We start from the raw sequence: 13,906 nt of genomic DNA, 5'->3' as shown, positions 1-13,906 counted from the left end.
TGGTCGACCATTCGACTTTGGAGGAATGACATGGCTGATGAGCCACAGGGGATCCCCGCCTCGGCTCAGATGGGGCAGCTTCTGGCTGGTTTCCAGGTTTCCCAGGCGCTCTTTGTGATAGCGGAACTGGGAGTGGCGACGGAACTCCTGGAAGGTCCCCGCAGTGTGGAGGATCTGGCCAAGGCGACCCACGCCGACAGTGACGCGCTCGGGCGGATCATACGGTTCCTGACGCCCTTGGGCCTCTTCCGCACCGTGGAGGGCGGCGTGGAGGTCACCGACCTCGGGCGCACGCTCGCCGACGGTCCCGCGGACTCGGTGCGTGGAATGGCGAGGTACTGGATGGAGACGCACTACGCTCCGTTCGGCGACCTGCTGAACACCGCGCGCACGGGTGAGACAGCCGCCACCAAGGCCCTCGGCAAGCCGTTCTTCGAGTGGATCGGTGAATCCCCCCGCCGGGCCGCACTTCAGAACGCCGCCATGGCCAGCGGAGGACACACCGCGCGCGGCGACCTCCTGGATGTCTACCGGCTTCCGGAAGGTCGGACGATCGCGGACATCGGCGGCGCGGACGGCACGCTCCTGGCCGAGTTGCTCACCAGGGCGCCCGAGCGGAGCGGCATCGTCTTCGACCTTCCGAACGTCGTGGCAGCGGCCGGCGAGACCCTGGCGGCGGCGGGGCTCGACGACCGCGCGACCGCGGTCGCGGGCGACTTCTTCGACAGCGTGCCCACTGCCGACCTCTATGTCATGTCCGTCGTCCTGCACGACTGGGACGACGCCTCCGCCGTCCGCATCCTGCGCAACATCGCCAAAGCCGCCGCTCCCGGCGCGCGCCTGGTCCTGGTGGAGATGGTGGTGCCGGAAGGCGACGAACCGCACTTCTCGAAGATGATCGACCTGACCATGCTGACCATGGTCGGCGGCCGTGAGCGCACCCGGACCGAGTGGACCCAGGTGCTCGCCGAAGGCGGTTTCCGGCTCGATCGCATTGTGTCCGGCTCCGGGTTCATGTCGGCCATCGAAGCGACGCTGAGCTGACCACGGCTGCCGGGGTCTCGTGTGAGTCCGGCCGTCACGGGTGCGTGTGCGCCACGGCGTCCGGACCCGTCCGGCCTCCACGGCCCGGCCCTGCCGCGCGTGATGCCGGCGGGCCGACCGGCGTACCGGACCTGCCCCAGCACAGCGGCGTTCAGCCGGTGACGTCCATGCGCTGGGTGCCGATGACCGTGAGCAGGCGGAGGGCGTCCTCGGACGGGGAGCCGGGGGCGGCGGTGTAGATCACGACGCGCTGGTCGCGGTCGGTGATGTCGAGCACGTCGCAGACGACGGTGATGGGGCCGACCAGCGGATGCCGGAACGTCTTGCAGAGGCTGGCTCCGGCGGTCACGTCGTGCGAGTCCCACAGCTCGGCGAACTCCTCGCTGCCGGCGCTGAGTTCGCGTACGAGCCCGGCCACCTCCGGGTTGCCGGCGTAGCGCGCGGCCGTGGCGCGCAGGTGCCGGGCGGCGCTGCGGGCGAACGTATCCCCGTCCTGAAGGCCGTACAGCCGGCCGTGCTCCGGGCGCGGTCCGAGGAAGGCACGCCGCAGGAGGTTGCGCTCGCGCCGGGGCAGCGCGGAGAAGTCCTCCATGAGGGCGGCCGCCAGGTCGTTCCAGGCGATCACCTCGTACGTGGCGGAGAGCACGATCGCGGCCGCGCCCGGCAGCCGGTGCAGCAGGTCCAGGATGCTCTGCCGGACCTCCCGGCAGGGCCCCGGCGGCGGTCCGGGCGGGGCGCCGGCGAGGTGGTGGAGGTGGTCGCGCTCGGCGTCCGTGAGGCGCAGGGCGCGGGCCAGGCCCGCCAGCACCTCGCGGGACGGGCGCGGTGCGCGGGCCTGCTCCAGGCGTGTGTAGTACTCGGTGGAGATGTGCGCGAGCTGCGCGGCCTCCTCACGGCGCAGCCCCGGTGTACGGCGGCGCGTGCCCGCGGGCAGTCCGACGGCGGCGGGGGTGATCCGCTCGCGCCGGGTGCGCAGGAAGGCTGCCAGTTCTCGTCTGTCCACGCTCCCAGTGTGCGGTCGGTGCCGGGGCCTCAGCCAGGTACCGCCTGTGCCTGGCTGCGCGCCGTGGCGCGGTGCAGGCTCGACGTCATGACCACCACTTCCACCAGGGACGACGCCCTGGCCACCACCGCTACGAGGGCCGTCGGCGCGCCCGCCGCACCCACCCCCACGCCCACGCCTGCCCCCGCCCCCGGGCCCACCGCCCCGGGCCTGCTGGCCGGCAAGGCCGTCCTCGTCACCGGGGCCGGCCGCGGCATCGGCGCCGCCGCGGCCCGCCTGTTCGCCCGGGAGGGCGCCCGCGTGCTCCTCGCCGCGCGCACGGAGGCCCAGCTGAAGACGGTCGCCGAGGAGGTGCGGGCGGCCGGCGGCACCGCGGAGCACGTGGTGTGCGACATGGCGGACCCGGACAGCGTGCGTGCCGCGGTGGACCGCGCCGTCGACCGGTTCGGCCGCCTGGACGCCGCCTTCAACAACGCCGGGGCCGGTGTGCCGCCCGGCCCGATGGACCTGGTCCGGGAGGCGGACTTCGACCACGTCTACGCCGTCAACCTCAAGGGCCCTTGGCTGGCGATGGCCGCCGAGGTCACCGCGATCCGGGCCACCGCGGGCACCGGCGCGATCGTCAACACCTCCAGCGTCGGCGCTCTGATGGCCAACCCGGAGCTGCCCGCGTACGGCGCGATGAAGCGGGGGCTCAACAGCCTCACCGAGTCGGCCGCGGCCACCTACGGCCCGGAGGGCATCCGCGTCAACGCGATCGCGCCCGGCACGACGCTCACCGAGATGCTGCGGGAGTGGAACGAGCGCTCACCCGGCGTGGTCGACCGGCTCAACGCCCGGACGCCGCTGAGGCGCGCCGCCGACCCCGAGGAGATCGCCCAGGCCGCGGCCTGGCTGCTCAGCGACCGCGCCTCCTATGTGACGGGCGTGGTGCTGCGCGTGGACGGGGGCATGGTGGCCTGAGCGCGGCCGGGGGCGTGGTGGCCTGAGCGCGCGGCCGCGCCGGAGGGGGCTGCGCCCCGGCCTGCGAAGGCGCGCGGGGCTGTGTCCGGGGCCGCCGCCGAGGTCACCGCGGACCGAATACACGATTGGGTGACTGCGCTCGCGGGTGGGCCTTCGGAAGAGTTCCCCTCATGCATTTTCTCCCCTCACGCACGGCGCTCGCCCTGGCGGCGGCAGTGACCGCGACCCTGACCGGCACGCTCACGGGTTTACCCGCGCACGCAGAGCCCCCTGCCGTCCGTCTCCTGGGCAGGTCGGTCGTACCCCACGGACTCTCCTACCAGGACACCACCGTGGGTGGCCTGTCCGGCATCGACCGGGACCCCTGCACCGGCGAGTACGCACTGATCAGCGACGATCGTTCCTACCAGCAACCCGCACGCTTCTACACCGCCCGCATTCCGGTCGACGTCGACGGTGTGCACGGCGTCCGGTTCACCAGCACGCACCCGCTGCGCCAGCCGGACGGGAGCACGTACCCGTCGCCCACGCTGAACGACGGACAGGCGATCGACCCCGAGGACATCCGGGTCGACCCGCAGACCTGCCGCTACTGGTGGAGCCAGGAGGGCAACCGGCCGAAGAGCCCGGACGCACCGGATCCGGTGATCCAGCCGTCGATCCAGTTCGCCGGGCGCCAGGGGGCGTACCGGGGCCGGCTTCCCCTGCCGGAGAACTACAGCATCACCGACGACCGAGGGCCCCGCCGGAATCTGGTGCTGGAGGCGATCACGTTCAGTCCGGGCGGCGCGCGGCTGACCAGCGCGGTGGAGGGGCCGCTCATGCAGGACGGCCCGGAGTCCACCACCGAACACGGCTCGCTGGTCCGGGTGACGCGGCACAGCCGGTCCGGCGCGGTCCTCGACCAGTTCGCCTACCACCTCGAACCGCTCTTCGCGGAGCCCGACCCGGACAGTCCATGGGGTCCGGACACCGGCGTACCCGACATCCTGGCGTACCCGGACGACCCGGACCGGTACCTGGTCATGGAACGGACCTGGGTTCCCGGCGCCGGCTACAAGATCCGGATCTTCGATGCCGCCACACGGGGCGCCGGCAGGGTCGAGCACCTGGACTCTCTGACATCGGCCGCCGTCCGGCCGATGCCCAAGCGCCTGCTCGTCGACCTGGACGACCTCTCTCTGCCCGCGATGAACAACGTCGAGGGCATGACGTGGGGTCCACGTCTGCCCACGGGTGAGCGGACGCTCGTACTCGTCAGCGACGACAACTTCTCCGCCGACGAGGCCACCGAAGTGATCGCCCTGGCAGTGCGCTGAGAGGCGCCGCCGGTCTCGGAGGGGTGGTCTCTGCCGTCCTCGGGCCACCGGCGGTGGTGGCCCGCACAGTTCCCCGCGCCCCTGGGCAGGCCAGGGCGCGATCCCTCCCTGAGGGGCGCGGGGCCGTGTCCTGGGCGTACCTCCTCGACGCCGCTGTCGTCCGACCTCTCCAGGTGCTGATCGGAGGGGGCGAGACGGTCCTCATCAGGGGGCCGGCGGGCGGCCGGGATGGGCGGGGCGGCGGCGAACAGGCCACCGGCGGTGTTTATGGTGGGCTGATGGGACTGATCGGGCGCCGTGGTGGCCGAGCTGCGGCGGGCCGGCGGCCCGGGCGGCCGGGTGCGTGCTCATACCGCCGAAGCCGAACGGGCCCGCGTCAGCGCGACCCGGGCGCTGTGGGCAGCCGTGCAGCGGGTGGAGCCGGTTGCCCCGCCGGCCGGGGCGCACCTGCCCGCCTCCCTGCACACCGGGCGACTCTTCCGCCCCCAACCGGCACCGGGCGGCCCGACCCGCCGGAGCGTGTGACCCACGTCTCGAACAGCCGGTACCCATCGACGCCACGCCTTCTGTGCAGAGCAACTATTTCGAGAGCGGGATATGCGTAACGTACGGCACGACATTCTCGGCCGGCTCGCCGCCGACATCCACGGTACGCCGGACGACGGGCCGCCCCTGGTCCTGCTGCACGGCCTGTGCTACGACCGCCGGCAGTGGGAGCCCGTGCTGAAGGAACTGGAGGTCCTCAGCCCGGGCCGGTTGGCGGTCGCCTTCGACCTGCCCGGCCACGGCAGGTCGCCGCGGCAGGACTCCTACCGCGTCCGCGACGTCGTCGCGGTCCTCCACGAGGCGGTGGCCGCCGCGGGACTTCAGGCGCCGATCCTCGTCGGGCACTCCCTGGGCGGGGTGCTGGCCACCGCCTACGCGGCCACGCATCCGGCTTCCGGCGTCGTCAACATCGACCAGCCGCTGCTGGTCGGCCCCTTCGCGCAGATGCTGCGGCAGGCCGAACCGGAACTCCGGGGTCCGGCCTGGGAGCAGGTCTGGAACCGCTTGCTCGCCGGCATGCACGTCGAACTGCTGCCTGAGGCCGCGCAGGACCTGGTCCGCACGGCCACGACACCCCGGCAGGATCTGCTGCTCGGTTACTGGAGCGAACTCCTGGACACCGAGGCGGAACAAGTCGGCGAAGAGCGGGCCCGCGAACTGATCGCCATCCGGGACAAGGGAATCCCCTACTACAACGTGGCGGGGCAGGATCTGCCGCCCGCCTACCAGCAGTGGCTTGAAGCGCTCCTGCCCGACGTCACCGTCATCACCCTTCCCGACGGTGGCCACTTCCCGCACCTGGCCCACCCGACCGAACTCGCCAGGCTTCTCGCCGGCTGATTCTCCCCCGGGCCGCGCTCAAGGCCCTGGGCGACGCGGTGCCCGTCCAAGGACGCTGACAGCCACGCACGCATATGAGGTCAAAGACGGGGGGAATCTTCCAGGGCCCGTAATCACCCGGATCCCTCGGCCAGTACCAGTGGATACGTCCCGGCCGATGTGGATCCGCCGATGTGAAGGGTTCCACCTCGTGGCCAGTGTCTTACGTAAGCTCCTCCTACCTGCCCTTCTCGCACTGACGTCCTTCGCCCTGCCGTCGGCGGCAGTGGCGGCCCCGGCACCTGCCGAAAGGGCCCCGGCCGTCGGCACGATGTGTCTGGAATCCAGTTACCCGAGCACCTACATCGTGTCTGTGAAGGGGTGCAACCCCGCCGTGGCCGGCCAGCGCTGGGCCGTCAGCGGCGAATCGATCCACGAGACCCAGTACCCCACCATGTGTCTGGAATCCAGTTACCCCAGCACCTACATCGTGTCCGTGAAGGCGTGCAACCCCGCCGTGGCCGGCCAGCGCTGGGCCGTCAGCGGCGAATCGATCCACGAGACCCAGTACCCCACCATGTGCCTGGAATCCAATTACCCCAGCACCTACATCGTGTCCGTGAAGGCGTGCAACCCCGCCGTGGCCGGCCAGCACTGGACCATCCAAGGAGAGCAGATCAGCGAGACCGTCTTCTGATCCACCTCGGTACGTCTCGCCCGCTGGTGGCCGCCCCGCGGACGCGCGCGGCGCCCACCGGCGTCCGGGGGCCACGAGAGCTGCCGGAGCCCCGGCGGTCACGGGGTGCCCCCCTTGCCGTGCAGCGCCAGTTCACACCACACCGTCTTCGTACAGGGGGGCTCCGTGCGCGTGCCCCAGCGGTCCGCCAGCGCCTCCACCAGCAGCAGGCCGCGCCCGGACTCCGCCAGCTCGCCCGACGGCGCGGCCTGCCCCGCCTCCGGCGGCAGGTGCTCGATCCGGGCGTCGGTGACCTCGATCCGCAGCACGCTGTCGTCGTCCGCGACGGTCAGCGTCAGCCGGAAGTCCCGGCCGGGCACGTGCCCGTGCAGGACCGCGTTCGCGGTCAGCTCGGCGACGAGGTGCGCCACGGTGAGCGACAGCTCGCCGTCGTACGGCCAGCCCCAGTTGGCCAGTTGCTCCGTGGCGAGCCGCCTCGCGAGGCGCGCGCCCCGGCGCGTTGCGGAGAGCCTGAGGCTGAAGTGACGTACGGGGCAGTCGGGTTGGGCGGGACCCGGTGTGTCGCCCTTTGGGCGGACAACGTGCGTATTCATGTCACTCAGAGTGGCGGAGTGTGCCAGGCGGTTACCACGACCCCACCGGTACATGATCTCGCTGTCCGGTTCTGTCCGGGCCTTGTCCGGGTCGCGTCCCGTAACGCCCGGCTGCGCCGGGAGGTTGCTTACCGAAGAACCCCTATGGAGGTGCAGGCATGGGCGGAATACAGCAGGGGCAACCGGACGATGGGGAGCTGCACACGTGGGAGGACGACTCCGCAGCGGTGCTACGCACGGTCGGCAAGCTGATCAAGTGGCTGCGTGAGCAGGCAGGGATGACGCAGGCGGAGTTGGGTGCGGCCATCGGGTACAGCGTGGAACTGGTGTCGTCGGTCGAACGAGGCCGTCGAGCGCCCAAGCCACAGTTCCTGAACTCCGCCGATGACGTGCTCGGCGCACGTGGCATGCTGGCGATGTTCATTCGCGACGTCGAGCAGGTCCGGTACCCCAAGAAGGTGCAGGACTTCACCACACTCGAAGGCAGGGCCGTGGAACTGTGCTCGTACTACAACACCGTGGTACACGGCCTGCTCCAGACGGAGGACTACGCACGGGCGATGTTCAAGACTAGGCGGCCGCTCTTCACCCACGACGAGCTGGAGAAGCGAATCGCCGACAGGCAGAAACGCCAGAAGATCATCGACGAGGCATGTGCCGCTCCCATCCTCAGCTTTGTGCTGGACGAGGCGACCTTGCGCCGACCCATCGGGGGAAGGATGATCATGCGCAAGCAACTCGAACATCTGCTGGAAGTGGCGCAGCTCCGGAACCTCGACATGCAGGTTCTTCCTATGGACCGTGAGGACAACGCAGGCCTGGACGGCTCGTTCAGGTTGATGCGACTGGACGACGGTGACACGGTCGGATACATCGAGAACCAGGTCACCCACCGCTTGATCTCCGACGCCAGGCAGGTTCAGATCCTTGAGGTGCGGTACGGATTAATCCGGGCCCAAGCTCTCCCTCCGCGGGAGTCGCTGGCCTTCATCGAGAAAGTGCTGGAAGAGACGTGAACATAAAGCCTTCTGACGAGTTTCCTCAGCTCGCATGGCGCAAGAGCAGCTACAGCAACCCTGACGGCATCGACTGCGTCGAATTCGCCCCCGCCCCGGGCACCGTCCACATCCGCGACTCCAAGAACCCGGAGGGCCCCACCCTCCAGTTCACCCCCCAACAATGGGGCCGTTTCCTGCCGTTCGCCGCCGGGGAGCCCCTCACCTAGCCGGGCGTCAGCGGGTGGCCGGGAGGCGTCGGGCTCGGTTTGAGCCCGGCACCCCCCGGTCAATAGGATCCGCCGATGATCACAAGAAAACGGTCGGCGGCAGCGCTCTGCGCACTCCTCGCCGCCCTGGCCCTGGGCCTGGCCGGCCCCGCGACGGGGCCGGCCCTCGCGGCGGACGACAACCCGGCGCAGTCGGAGGACGCGCCGAAAGTCGACCTCGTGCTCGACGTCAGCGGCTCGATGCGGGCCCGCGACATCGACGGCGGCTCCCGGATGGCCGCAGCCAAGCAGGCGTTCAACGAGGTGCTGGACGCCACGCCCAAGGAGGTGCAGCTCGGCATCCGGACGCTCGGGGCGAACTACCCCGGCGACGACCGCAAGGTCGGCTGCAAGGACACCGCCCAGCTCTACCCGGTGGGCCCGTTGGACCGCACGGAGGCCAAGACGGCGGTCGCAACCCTCGCGCCCACGGGCTGGACACCGATCGGCCCGGCACTCCAGAAGGCGGCGCACGACCTGGACGGCGGCAACGGCTCCCGCCGCATCGTGCTGATCAGCGACGGCGAGGACACCTGCGCCCCGCTGGACCCGTGCGAGGTGGCCCGGGACATCGCGGCCAAGGGCATCCACCTCACCATCGACACCCTCGGTCTCGTTCCGGACGCCAAGACACGTGACCAACTGCTGTGCATAGCCGAGGCCACCGGCGGCACCTACACCTCCGTCACGCACAAGGAACAGCTCACCGACCGGGTGGGCCAGTTGGTGGACAGGACCGCGGACCCCGTGGTGACGCCGGTCGGCGTCAAGGGCACCGGGCAGTGCGCCGACGCGCCGCAGCTGAAGCCGGGGCTCTACGACGACCGTGAGACGTTCGGCGAGCATCGCTGGTACCGCGTGGACGTCGACCACGGCAAGGAGCTGCGGGCGTCCGTGAGCGTGGCGGACGACCGGGCCGTGAACCGCGACTACGGCGTGCTGCTGCGCGCGGTGACGCAGCACGGGCGGGAGATCGTGCGCGGCTCCGAGGCGGGCGACGGCCGCACGGACGTGATCTCGACGGGGATCCGGTACCCGAGCCCGGAGCTGGATGACGACGACGGCTCCGACACGGCGCCTGAGCCCGAGACCGTCTGCCTGGAGGTCAGCAACTCCTACTCCGCTCCCCCGTCCGTGAAGACCGCCCCCGGCCTGCCGGTCGAGCTGACCGTGGATGTGGTGGACGGCCCCGACAACGCCTCGGACGTGGCCTCGTTCGGCCTCGGCCGCGGCTGGTGGCTGCTCGGCGCCCTGGTGCTCACCGGCTTCCTGACGGGTCTCGTGTGGGGCTGGCTGTCGCGGTGGCGGATCGCGGTGTGGAGGAGCAACTGATGCGGACGACGAAGCGCACGACGGCGCGCACCACGGCGCGTAGCAGACGGAACAGGCGCGGCGCGACCCGCCGGGCGCTGGCGGCGGCGCTGCTGGCCCTGGGTGCGGTGCTCGCGCCGGTGGGACCGATGGCGGCGATGGCCACGGCGGACGACGCCTCGCCGTCGGCGTCCGACGGCTCCGGGGACTCGTCCGGCGACGCGGCGCCCACTCAGGCGGGCACGTCGTTCCGTACGGCGACGGAGATCCGGCAGGACCAGGAGGCGACGGCGAGCGCGTCCACCGGTGACTACCTGTACTGGTCGTTCCCGGCGGACGCCGGCCAGCGGCCCACCGTCCGCGCCACGGTGAAGCTGCCGCCGTCGTCCGCCCGGCACGGCACGACCACGTGGCAGGTCGACGTGTACGACGGGCTGCGGCGCAGGCAGGCGTGCATGTACGGGACGCAGACCCGGGCGGCCGCCCCGGACTCCGCCACGGTCGAGCTGGCCTGCACGCTGCGCCCGGTCCGGGCGTGGGCCGAGCCGTGGGCCAACGACCCGCTGCCCGGCACGTACTACATCCGGCTGACCGCGGTCGGCCTCGGCGCCGCCGACACCGGCCAGCCGGTCCAGGCGTCCGTGGAGGCCGTCTCGCACGACGCGGGCGGCGCGCACGCCGTGGGCGGGCACCTGGCGGAGCCGCTGGTCCCGGGCGTCTCCATGGCCACGGACGACGACTTGGCCGACGGCACCGGAACGGCCGCCCTCTCCAAGAGCGAGCCGGACGGCGGCTGGTCCTCCGGCTGGTGGACCGACCGCTGGCTGTGGACCGCCGCGGGCGCCGTCCTCGCCGCCCTCGCGGGCATCGGCGGCTACGCCCTCACCCGTGGCCGCGGTCGCCCGTACGGGGTGCCGCCGGGCGTCTGACGGTCCCGGTGCCGCCGGGCGCCCGGACGCCTCACCGGGCCGTCGCCCCCTGCATCCCGGAGCAGCCGGGGCAGGGGGTGGCGGCCGGTGCCGTCCGGTCGCCCCGCGCCGGCTACGGCGTGACCTCGTCCAGGAGGTGGGCGCCGTTGTTGCGGACATCGTTGACGTCCATGGAGACGGGCCGGGCGTCCAGGTGGCCGTCGCCCGGCTGGGTGAGGAGCCTGCGCAGGTCGTCGGTGTCCTGATGACGCGGGTCCAGCCACGCGTCGAAGCGATCGGGGGGCACGGCCAGGGGCATGCGGGGGTGGATCCGCCCGGCCGCGTCGGTGGCGTCCGTCGTGATGACGGTGCAGCTCACCAGCCAGGCGGCGGGATCGTCGTCGTCCTCGATCTCCGGGTTGCGCCAGTATGCGTACAGGCCGGCGAGCCCCAGCACCTCTCCGTCGTCGGGGTGGACGTAGTAGGGCTGCTTGCGGCGCCTGCCGGAGGACCGGTCGCGAACCTCCTGCCACTCGTAGAAGCCGTCGGCGGGGAGCAGGCAGCGGTGCAAGGCGAAGGCGCGGCGGAAGGCGGGCTTCTCGTGCGCCGTCTCCACCCTCGCGTTGATCAGCCGGGAGCCGATCCCGGGATCCTCCGCCCAGGACGGCACCAGCCCCCACCGGACCGGTCGCAGTTCTCTGCGCACCGGGGCGCGTTCGCGGTGCTCACGCGGGGTCTCCTCGCGGTCCTCCCGGTCCTCGCGCGGGGCGCGTTCGCGGTCCCCGCGCGGGGCGCGTTCCAGGACCGCGTAGACGTCGTCGGTGGGGGCGACGTTCCAGCTGGGTGCCAGCTCGTCCTCGGGGCGCCAGTCCGTGACGCCGAAGAGCCTGGTCAGCTCCTGTGGACTGCGGGTGGACACATAACGGCCGCACATACCGCCACTGTGCCACCACGGCCGCGCGGATCCCCGGACCGTGGGCCGTGTGCCGTGTGCCGTGTGCCGTATCCCGTGGGCCCCTTCCGTGGGCCGATCACCGGGGTCAGCTCCCCGCACCGAGGAGGGCCTTGGCGAGCGGCCCCTCCCCCACGACCCGCAGCCGACCGCTCCGCACGGCCTCCCCCACCCCCAGCGCCCCGGAGACCACCTCTGCGCAGGCCCCGGAGTCCATCCGGACCCGTGCGTCGGGCTCCCCGGGCGGGGGCCCGTCACCGTAGACGGGGCCACCGTCGGGGGCGTCCCCGACGACCACGTGGAACACCCCCTCGTCCACCCGGACCTCGGCCACCCCGGCCACGCCGAGCGCGGCGAGCCGCCCCCGCAGCGGCAGCGCGAACCAGTGCGCGCGAACCGCGTCCGTCGGCCGCCGCTCGGCCAGCTCCTCAGCGCCCCACGCGCAGAGCGCCTCCAGGACGGGCAGCAACCGCCGCCCGCGGCCGGTGAGTTCGTAGACCGCGGCGGAGGCGGGCGGCGGCAGCCTGCGCCGGACGGCGATCCCCTCGCGCTCCAGGTCCCTGAGCCGGGACGCGAGCACATCCGTGCTGACGCCGGGCAGGTCGGCGTGCAGATCCGTGTAGCGCCGGGGGCCCGCGAGGAGTTCGCGGACGATCAGCAGGGTCCAGCGGTCCCCCACCGCGTCCAGGGCGCGGGCCGCGCCGCAGTAGTGGTCGTAACTGCGGCGGCGCTGCTGCCCGGTGCGCGCGGGCGCGGCGGCCCCGCCCGGCTGGCGTGACTGACGTGGCATGCGTCGCAGTCTAGACATGTTGTTGGACTTTCCAAGCGCATACTTGGTAAAACCAAGTCGGATGCGAGGCCGCAGGGCCGGCAGAAGGCCGGGTGCCGTGGCGCGCGGCCGGCGGCGCGGACCACGCGGGTCCGGGGACGCCGGGTACACAGGTCGGGAGGGCGGTCGTATGGAGTTCCGGCAGTCGAGCAAGCTCAGCGAGGTCTGTTACGAGATCCGGGGCCCGGTGATCGAGCACGCCGACGCCCTGGAGGAGGCGGGGCACAGCGTGCTCCGCCTGAACACCGGCAACCCCGCGCTCTTCGGCTTCGAGGCGCCCGAGGAGATCGTCCAGGACATGATCCGGATGCTGCCCCAGGCGCACGGCTACACCGACTCGCGCGGCATCCTCTCCGCCCGGCGCGCGGTCGCAGGGCGGTACCAGACCCTGGGCCTGGACGTCGACGTGGACGACGTGTTCCTCGGCAACGGCGTCTCCGAGCTGGTCTCCATGGCCGTCCAGGCGCTTCTGGAGGACGGTGACGAAGTCCTGGTCCCCGCACCGGACTTCCCGCTGTGGACGGCGGTCACCACGCTCGCCGGCGGCCGTGCGGTGCACTACCTGTGCGACGAGGACTCCGACTGGTACCCGGACCTGGCCGACCTGGCGTCGAAGATCACCGACCGTACGAAGGCGGTGGTGATCATCAATCCGAACAACCCGACCGGCGCGGTCTACCCGAAGGAGATCGTCGAGGGCGTCCTCGACCTGGCCCGCCGGCACGGTCTGATGGTCTTCGCCGACGAGATCTACGACCAGATCCTCTACGACGGCGCCGTGCACCACAGCGCCGCCGCGCTCGCCCCCGACCTGGTGGTGCTGACCTTCTGCGGGCTCTCCAAGACCTACCGGGTGGCGGGCTTCCGCTCCGGCTGGCTGGTCGTCACGGGGCCCCGGCAGCACGCCAAGGACTACCTGGAGGGGCTGACGATGCTCGCCTCCATGCGGCTGTGCCCCAACGCGCCGGCGCAGTACGCCATCCAGGCCGCGCTGGGCGGCCGGCAGTCCATCCGGGAGCTGACCGCGCCGGGCGGGCGGCTGCGCGAGCAGCGCGACCGCGCCTGGCAGCGGCTGAACGAGATCCCGGGCGTGTCCTGCGTCAAGCCGCGCGGCGCGCTCTACGCGTTCCCGCGGATCGACCCGAAGGTGCACGCCATCCACGACGACGAGAAGTTCGTCCTGGACCTGCTGCTGCGCGAGAAGATCCAGGTCGTGCAGGGCACCGGCTTCAGCTGGCCGCGGCCCGACCACTTCCGCATCCTGACCCTGCCGCACGTCGACGACCTGGACGCCGCGATCAGCCGCATCGGGCGGTTCCTGGGCGGCTATCGGCAGTAGGCGCCGGCCGGCGGGCGCGGTGCGCTACCGCGCCCCGGCAGCGGCGCGCGGAACTGCGCGGCCATGGACAAGACCGCCAGGTCGCCACCGGCACAGCGGCGCGGTTGCGGCCGCAGCCGGGCCACCGGCCGGTGGCCCGGCGCGCGCACAGGAGCCCGGCGCGGGGGCTCCGCCAGGGGCTCGCCGGTGTGGCCGAAGGCCTTCGGCACGGTCTTCCGCCGCACGGTGCCACCCGTGCCGCGATCTTCCGCCGCACGGTGCCACCCGTGCCGACGAAGGCGGGCCGTGCGTCACACGCCCCTGTGCCGGGGCGCCTCGA

The 13,906-nt window shown here is 72.1% G+C and carries 14 protein-coding genes; 10 read left to right on the top strand and 4 right to left on the bottom strand.

Annotated elements, in window-relative coordinates; translation table 11 throughout:
• Window positions 1-30: 30 nt before the first annotated feature.
• Window positions 31-1,044 carry a methyltransferase gene (locus ACSMXW_RS30195; protein ID WP_485800973.1) on the top strand — a complete coding sequence of 338 codons (1,014 nt, stop codon included), beginning with the start codon at window positions 31-33 and terminating at the stop codon, window positions 1,042-1,044.
• Window positions 1,045-1,195: 151 nt separating this feature from the next.
• Here the strand turns inward: ACSMXW_RS30195 and ACSMXW_RS30190 are convergent, their stop codons facing one another.
• Window positions 1,196-2,047: a helix-turn-helix transcriptional regulator gene (locus ACSMXW_RS30190; RefSeq protein ID WP_485800972.1), complete on the bottom strand. Its 852-nt coding sequence runs from the start codon at window positions 2,045-2,047 to the stop codon at window positions 1,196-1,198.
• Between the two features lie 87 nt (window positions 2,048-2,134).
• Here ACSMXW_RS30190 and ACSMXW_RS30185 point away from each other — a divergent pair, with 87 nt between their 5' ends.
• The 4 genes from ACSMXW_RS30185 to ACSMXW_RS30170 all read left to right on the top strand — a co-directional run bounded on the left by ACSMXW_RS30185 (window position 2,135) and on the right by ACSMXW_RS30170 (window position 6,391).
• On the top strand, window positions 2,135-3,010 hold the full coding sequence (locus ACSMXW_RS30185; RefSeq protein WP_485800971.1) for an SDR family NAD(P)-dependent oxidoreductase: 876 nt from the start codon (window positions 2,135-2,137) through the stop codon (window positions 3,008-3,010).
• A gap of 170 nt (window positions 3,011-3,180) precedes the next feature.
• A complete protein-coding gene (locus tag ACSMXW_RS30180) occupies window positions 3,181-4,329 on the top strand; it encodes an esterase-like activity of phytase family protein (RefSeq protein WP_485800970.1) in 1,149 nt (382 codons plus the stop codon).
• A 597-nt stretch (window positions 4,330-4,926) separates the two neighbouring features.
• Window positions 4,927-5,715 (top strand): alpha/beta fold hydrolase, encoded by a 789-nt coding sequence (locus tag ACSMXW_RS30175; RefSeq protein ID WP_485800969.1) that lies wholly within the window; start codon window positions 4,927-4,929, stop codon window positions 5,713-5,715.
• Between the two features lie 157 nt (window positions 5,716-5,872).
• Window positions 5,873-6,391, top strand: a complete 519-nt coding sequence (locus ACSMXW_RS30170) for an RICIN domain-containing protein (RefSeq protein ID WP_485800968.1) — start codon at window positions 5,873-5,875, stop codon at window positions 6,389-6,391.
• A 98-nt stretch (window positions 6,392-6,489) separates the two neighbouring features.
• On the opposite strand, the gene ACSMXW_RS30165 is transcribed toward ACSMXW_RS30170, so the two are convergent.
• Entirely contained in the window at window positions 6,490-6,984 is a 495-nt protein-coding gene (locus ACSMXW_RS30165; RefSeq protein WP_485800967.1) for an ATP-binding protein, read from the bottom strand.
• A 158-nt stretch (window positions 6,985-7,142) separates the two neighbouring features.
• Between ACSMXW_RS30165 and ACSMXW_RS30160 the strand changes: the two genes are divergently transcribed.
• The 4 genes from ACSMXW_RS30160 to ACSMXW_RS30145 all read left to right on the top strand — a co-directional run bounded on the left by ACSMXW_RS30160 (window position 7,143) and on the right by ACSMXW_RS30145 (window position 10,488).
• Window positions 7,143-8,000, top strand: coding sequence for a helix-turn-helix domain-containing protein (locus tag ACSMXW_RS30160; RefSeq protein WP_485800966.1), 858 nt, complete (start codon window positions 7,143-7,145; stop codon window positions 7,998-8,000).
• The gene (locus tag ACSMXW_RS30155) at window positions 7,997-8,209 is read left to right on the top strand and encodes a DUF397 domain-containing protein (protein ID WP_485800965.1); all 213 of its coding nucleotides are present in this window, start codon (window positions 7,997-7,999) and stop codon (window positions 8,207-8,209) included. The genes ACSMXW_RS30160 and ACSMXW_RS30155 overlap by 4 nt, the downstream gene beginning before the upstream one ends.
• 75 nt (window positions 8,210-8,284) lie before the next feature.
• A complete protein-coding gene (locus ACSMXW_RS30150; protein ID WP_485800964.1) occupies window positions 8,285-9,580 on the top strand; it encodes a VWA domain-containing protein in 1,296 nt (431 codons plus the stop codon).
• A complete protein-coding gene (locus tag ACSMXW_RS30145) occupies window positions 9,580-10,488 on the top strand; it encodes a hypothetical protein (protein WP_485800963.1) in 909 nt (302 codons plus the stop codon). The genes ACSMXW_RS30150 and ACSMXW_RS30145 overlap by 1 nt, the downstream gene beginning before the upstream one ends.
• 112 nt (window positions 10,489-10,600) lie before the next feature.
• Here the strand turns inward: ACSMXW_RS30145 and ACSMXW_RS30140 are convergent, their stop codons facing one another.
• Together ACSMXW_RS30140 and ACSMXW_RS30135 are read right to left on the bottom strand one after the other, a co-directional pair.
• Entirely contained in the window at window positions 10,601-11,401 is an 801-nt protein-coding gene (locus ACSMXW_RS30140; protein WP_485800962.1) for an SOS response-associated peptidase, read from the bottom strand.
• A 106-nt stretch (window positions 11,402-11,507) separates the two neighbouring features.
• Window positions 11,508-12,227, bottom strand: a complete 720-nt coding sequence (locus ACSMXW_RS30135; protein ID WP_485800961.1) for a winged helix-turn-helix transcriptional regulator — start codon at window positions 12,225-12,227, stop codon at window positions 11,508-11,510.
• Window positions 12,228-12,378: 151 nt separating this feature from the next.
• Between ACSMXW_RS30135 and ACSMXW_RS30130 the strand changes: the two genes are divergently transcribed.
• Window positions 12,379-13,587, top strand: coding sequence for a pyridoxal phosphate-dependent aminotransferase (locus ACSMXW_RS30130; protein ID WP_485800960.1), 1,209 nt, complete (start codon window positions 12,379-12,381; stop codon window positions 13,585-13,587).
• Window positions 13,588-13,906 lie beyond the last annotated feature (319 nt).

This window comes from Streptomyces sp. DSM 116793 (assembly GCF_057320905.1).
Note: the sequence above shows the minus strand (reverse complement) of the source record. Positions and strands in the feature narration are given on the sequence as shown.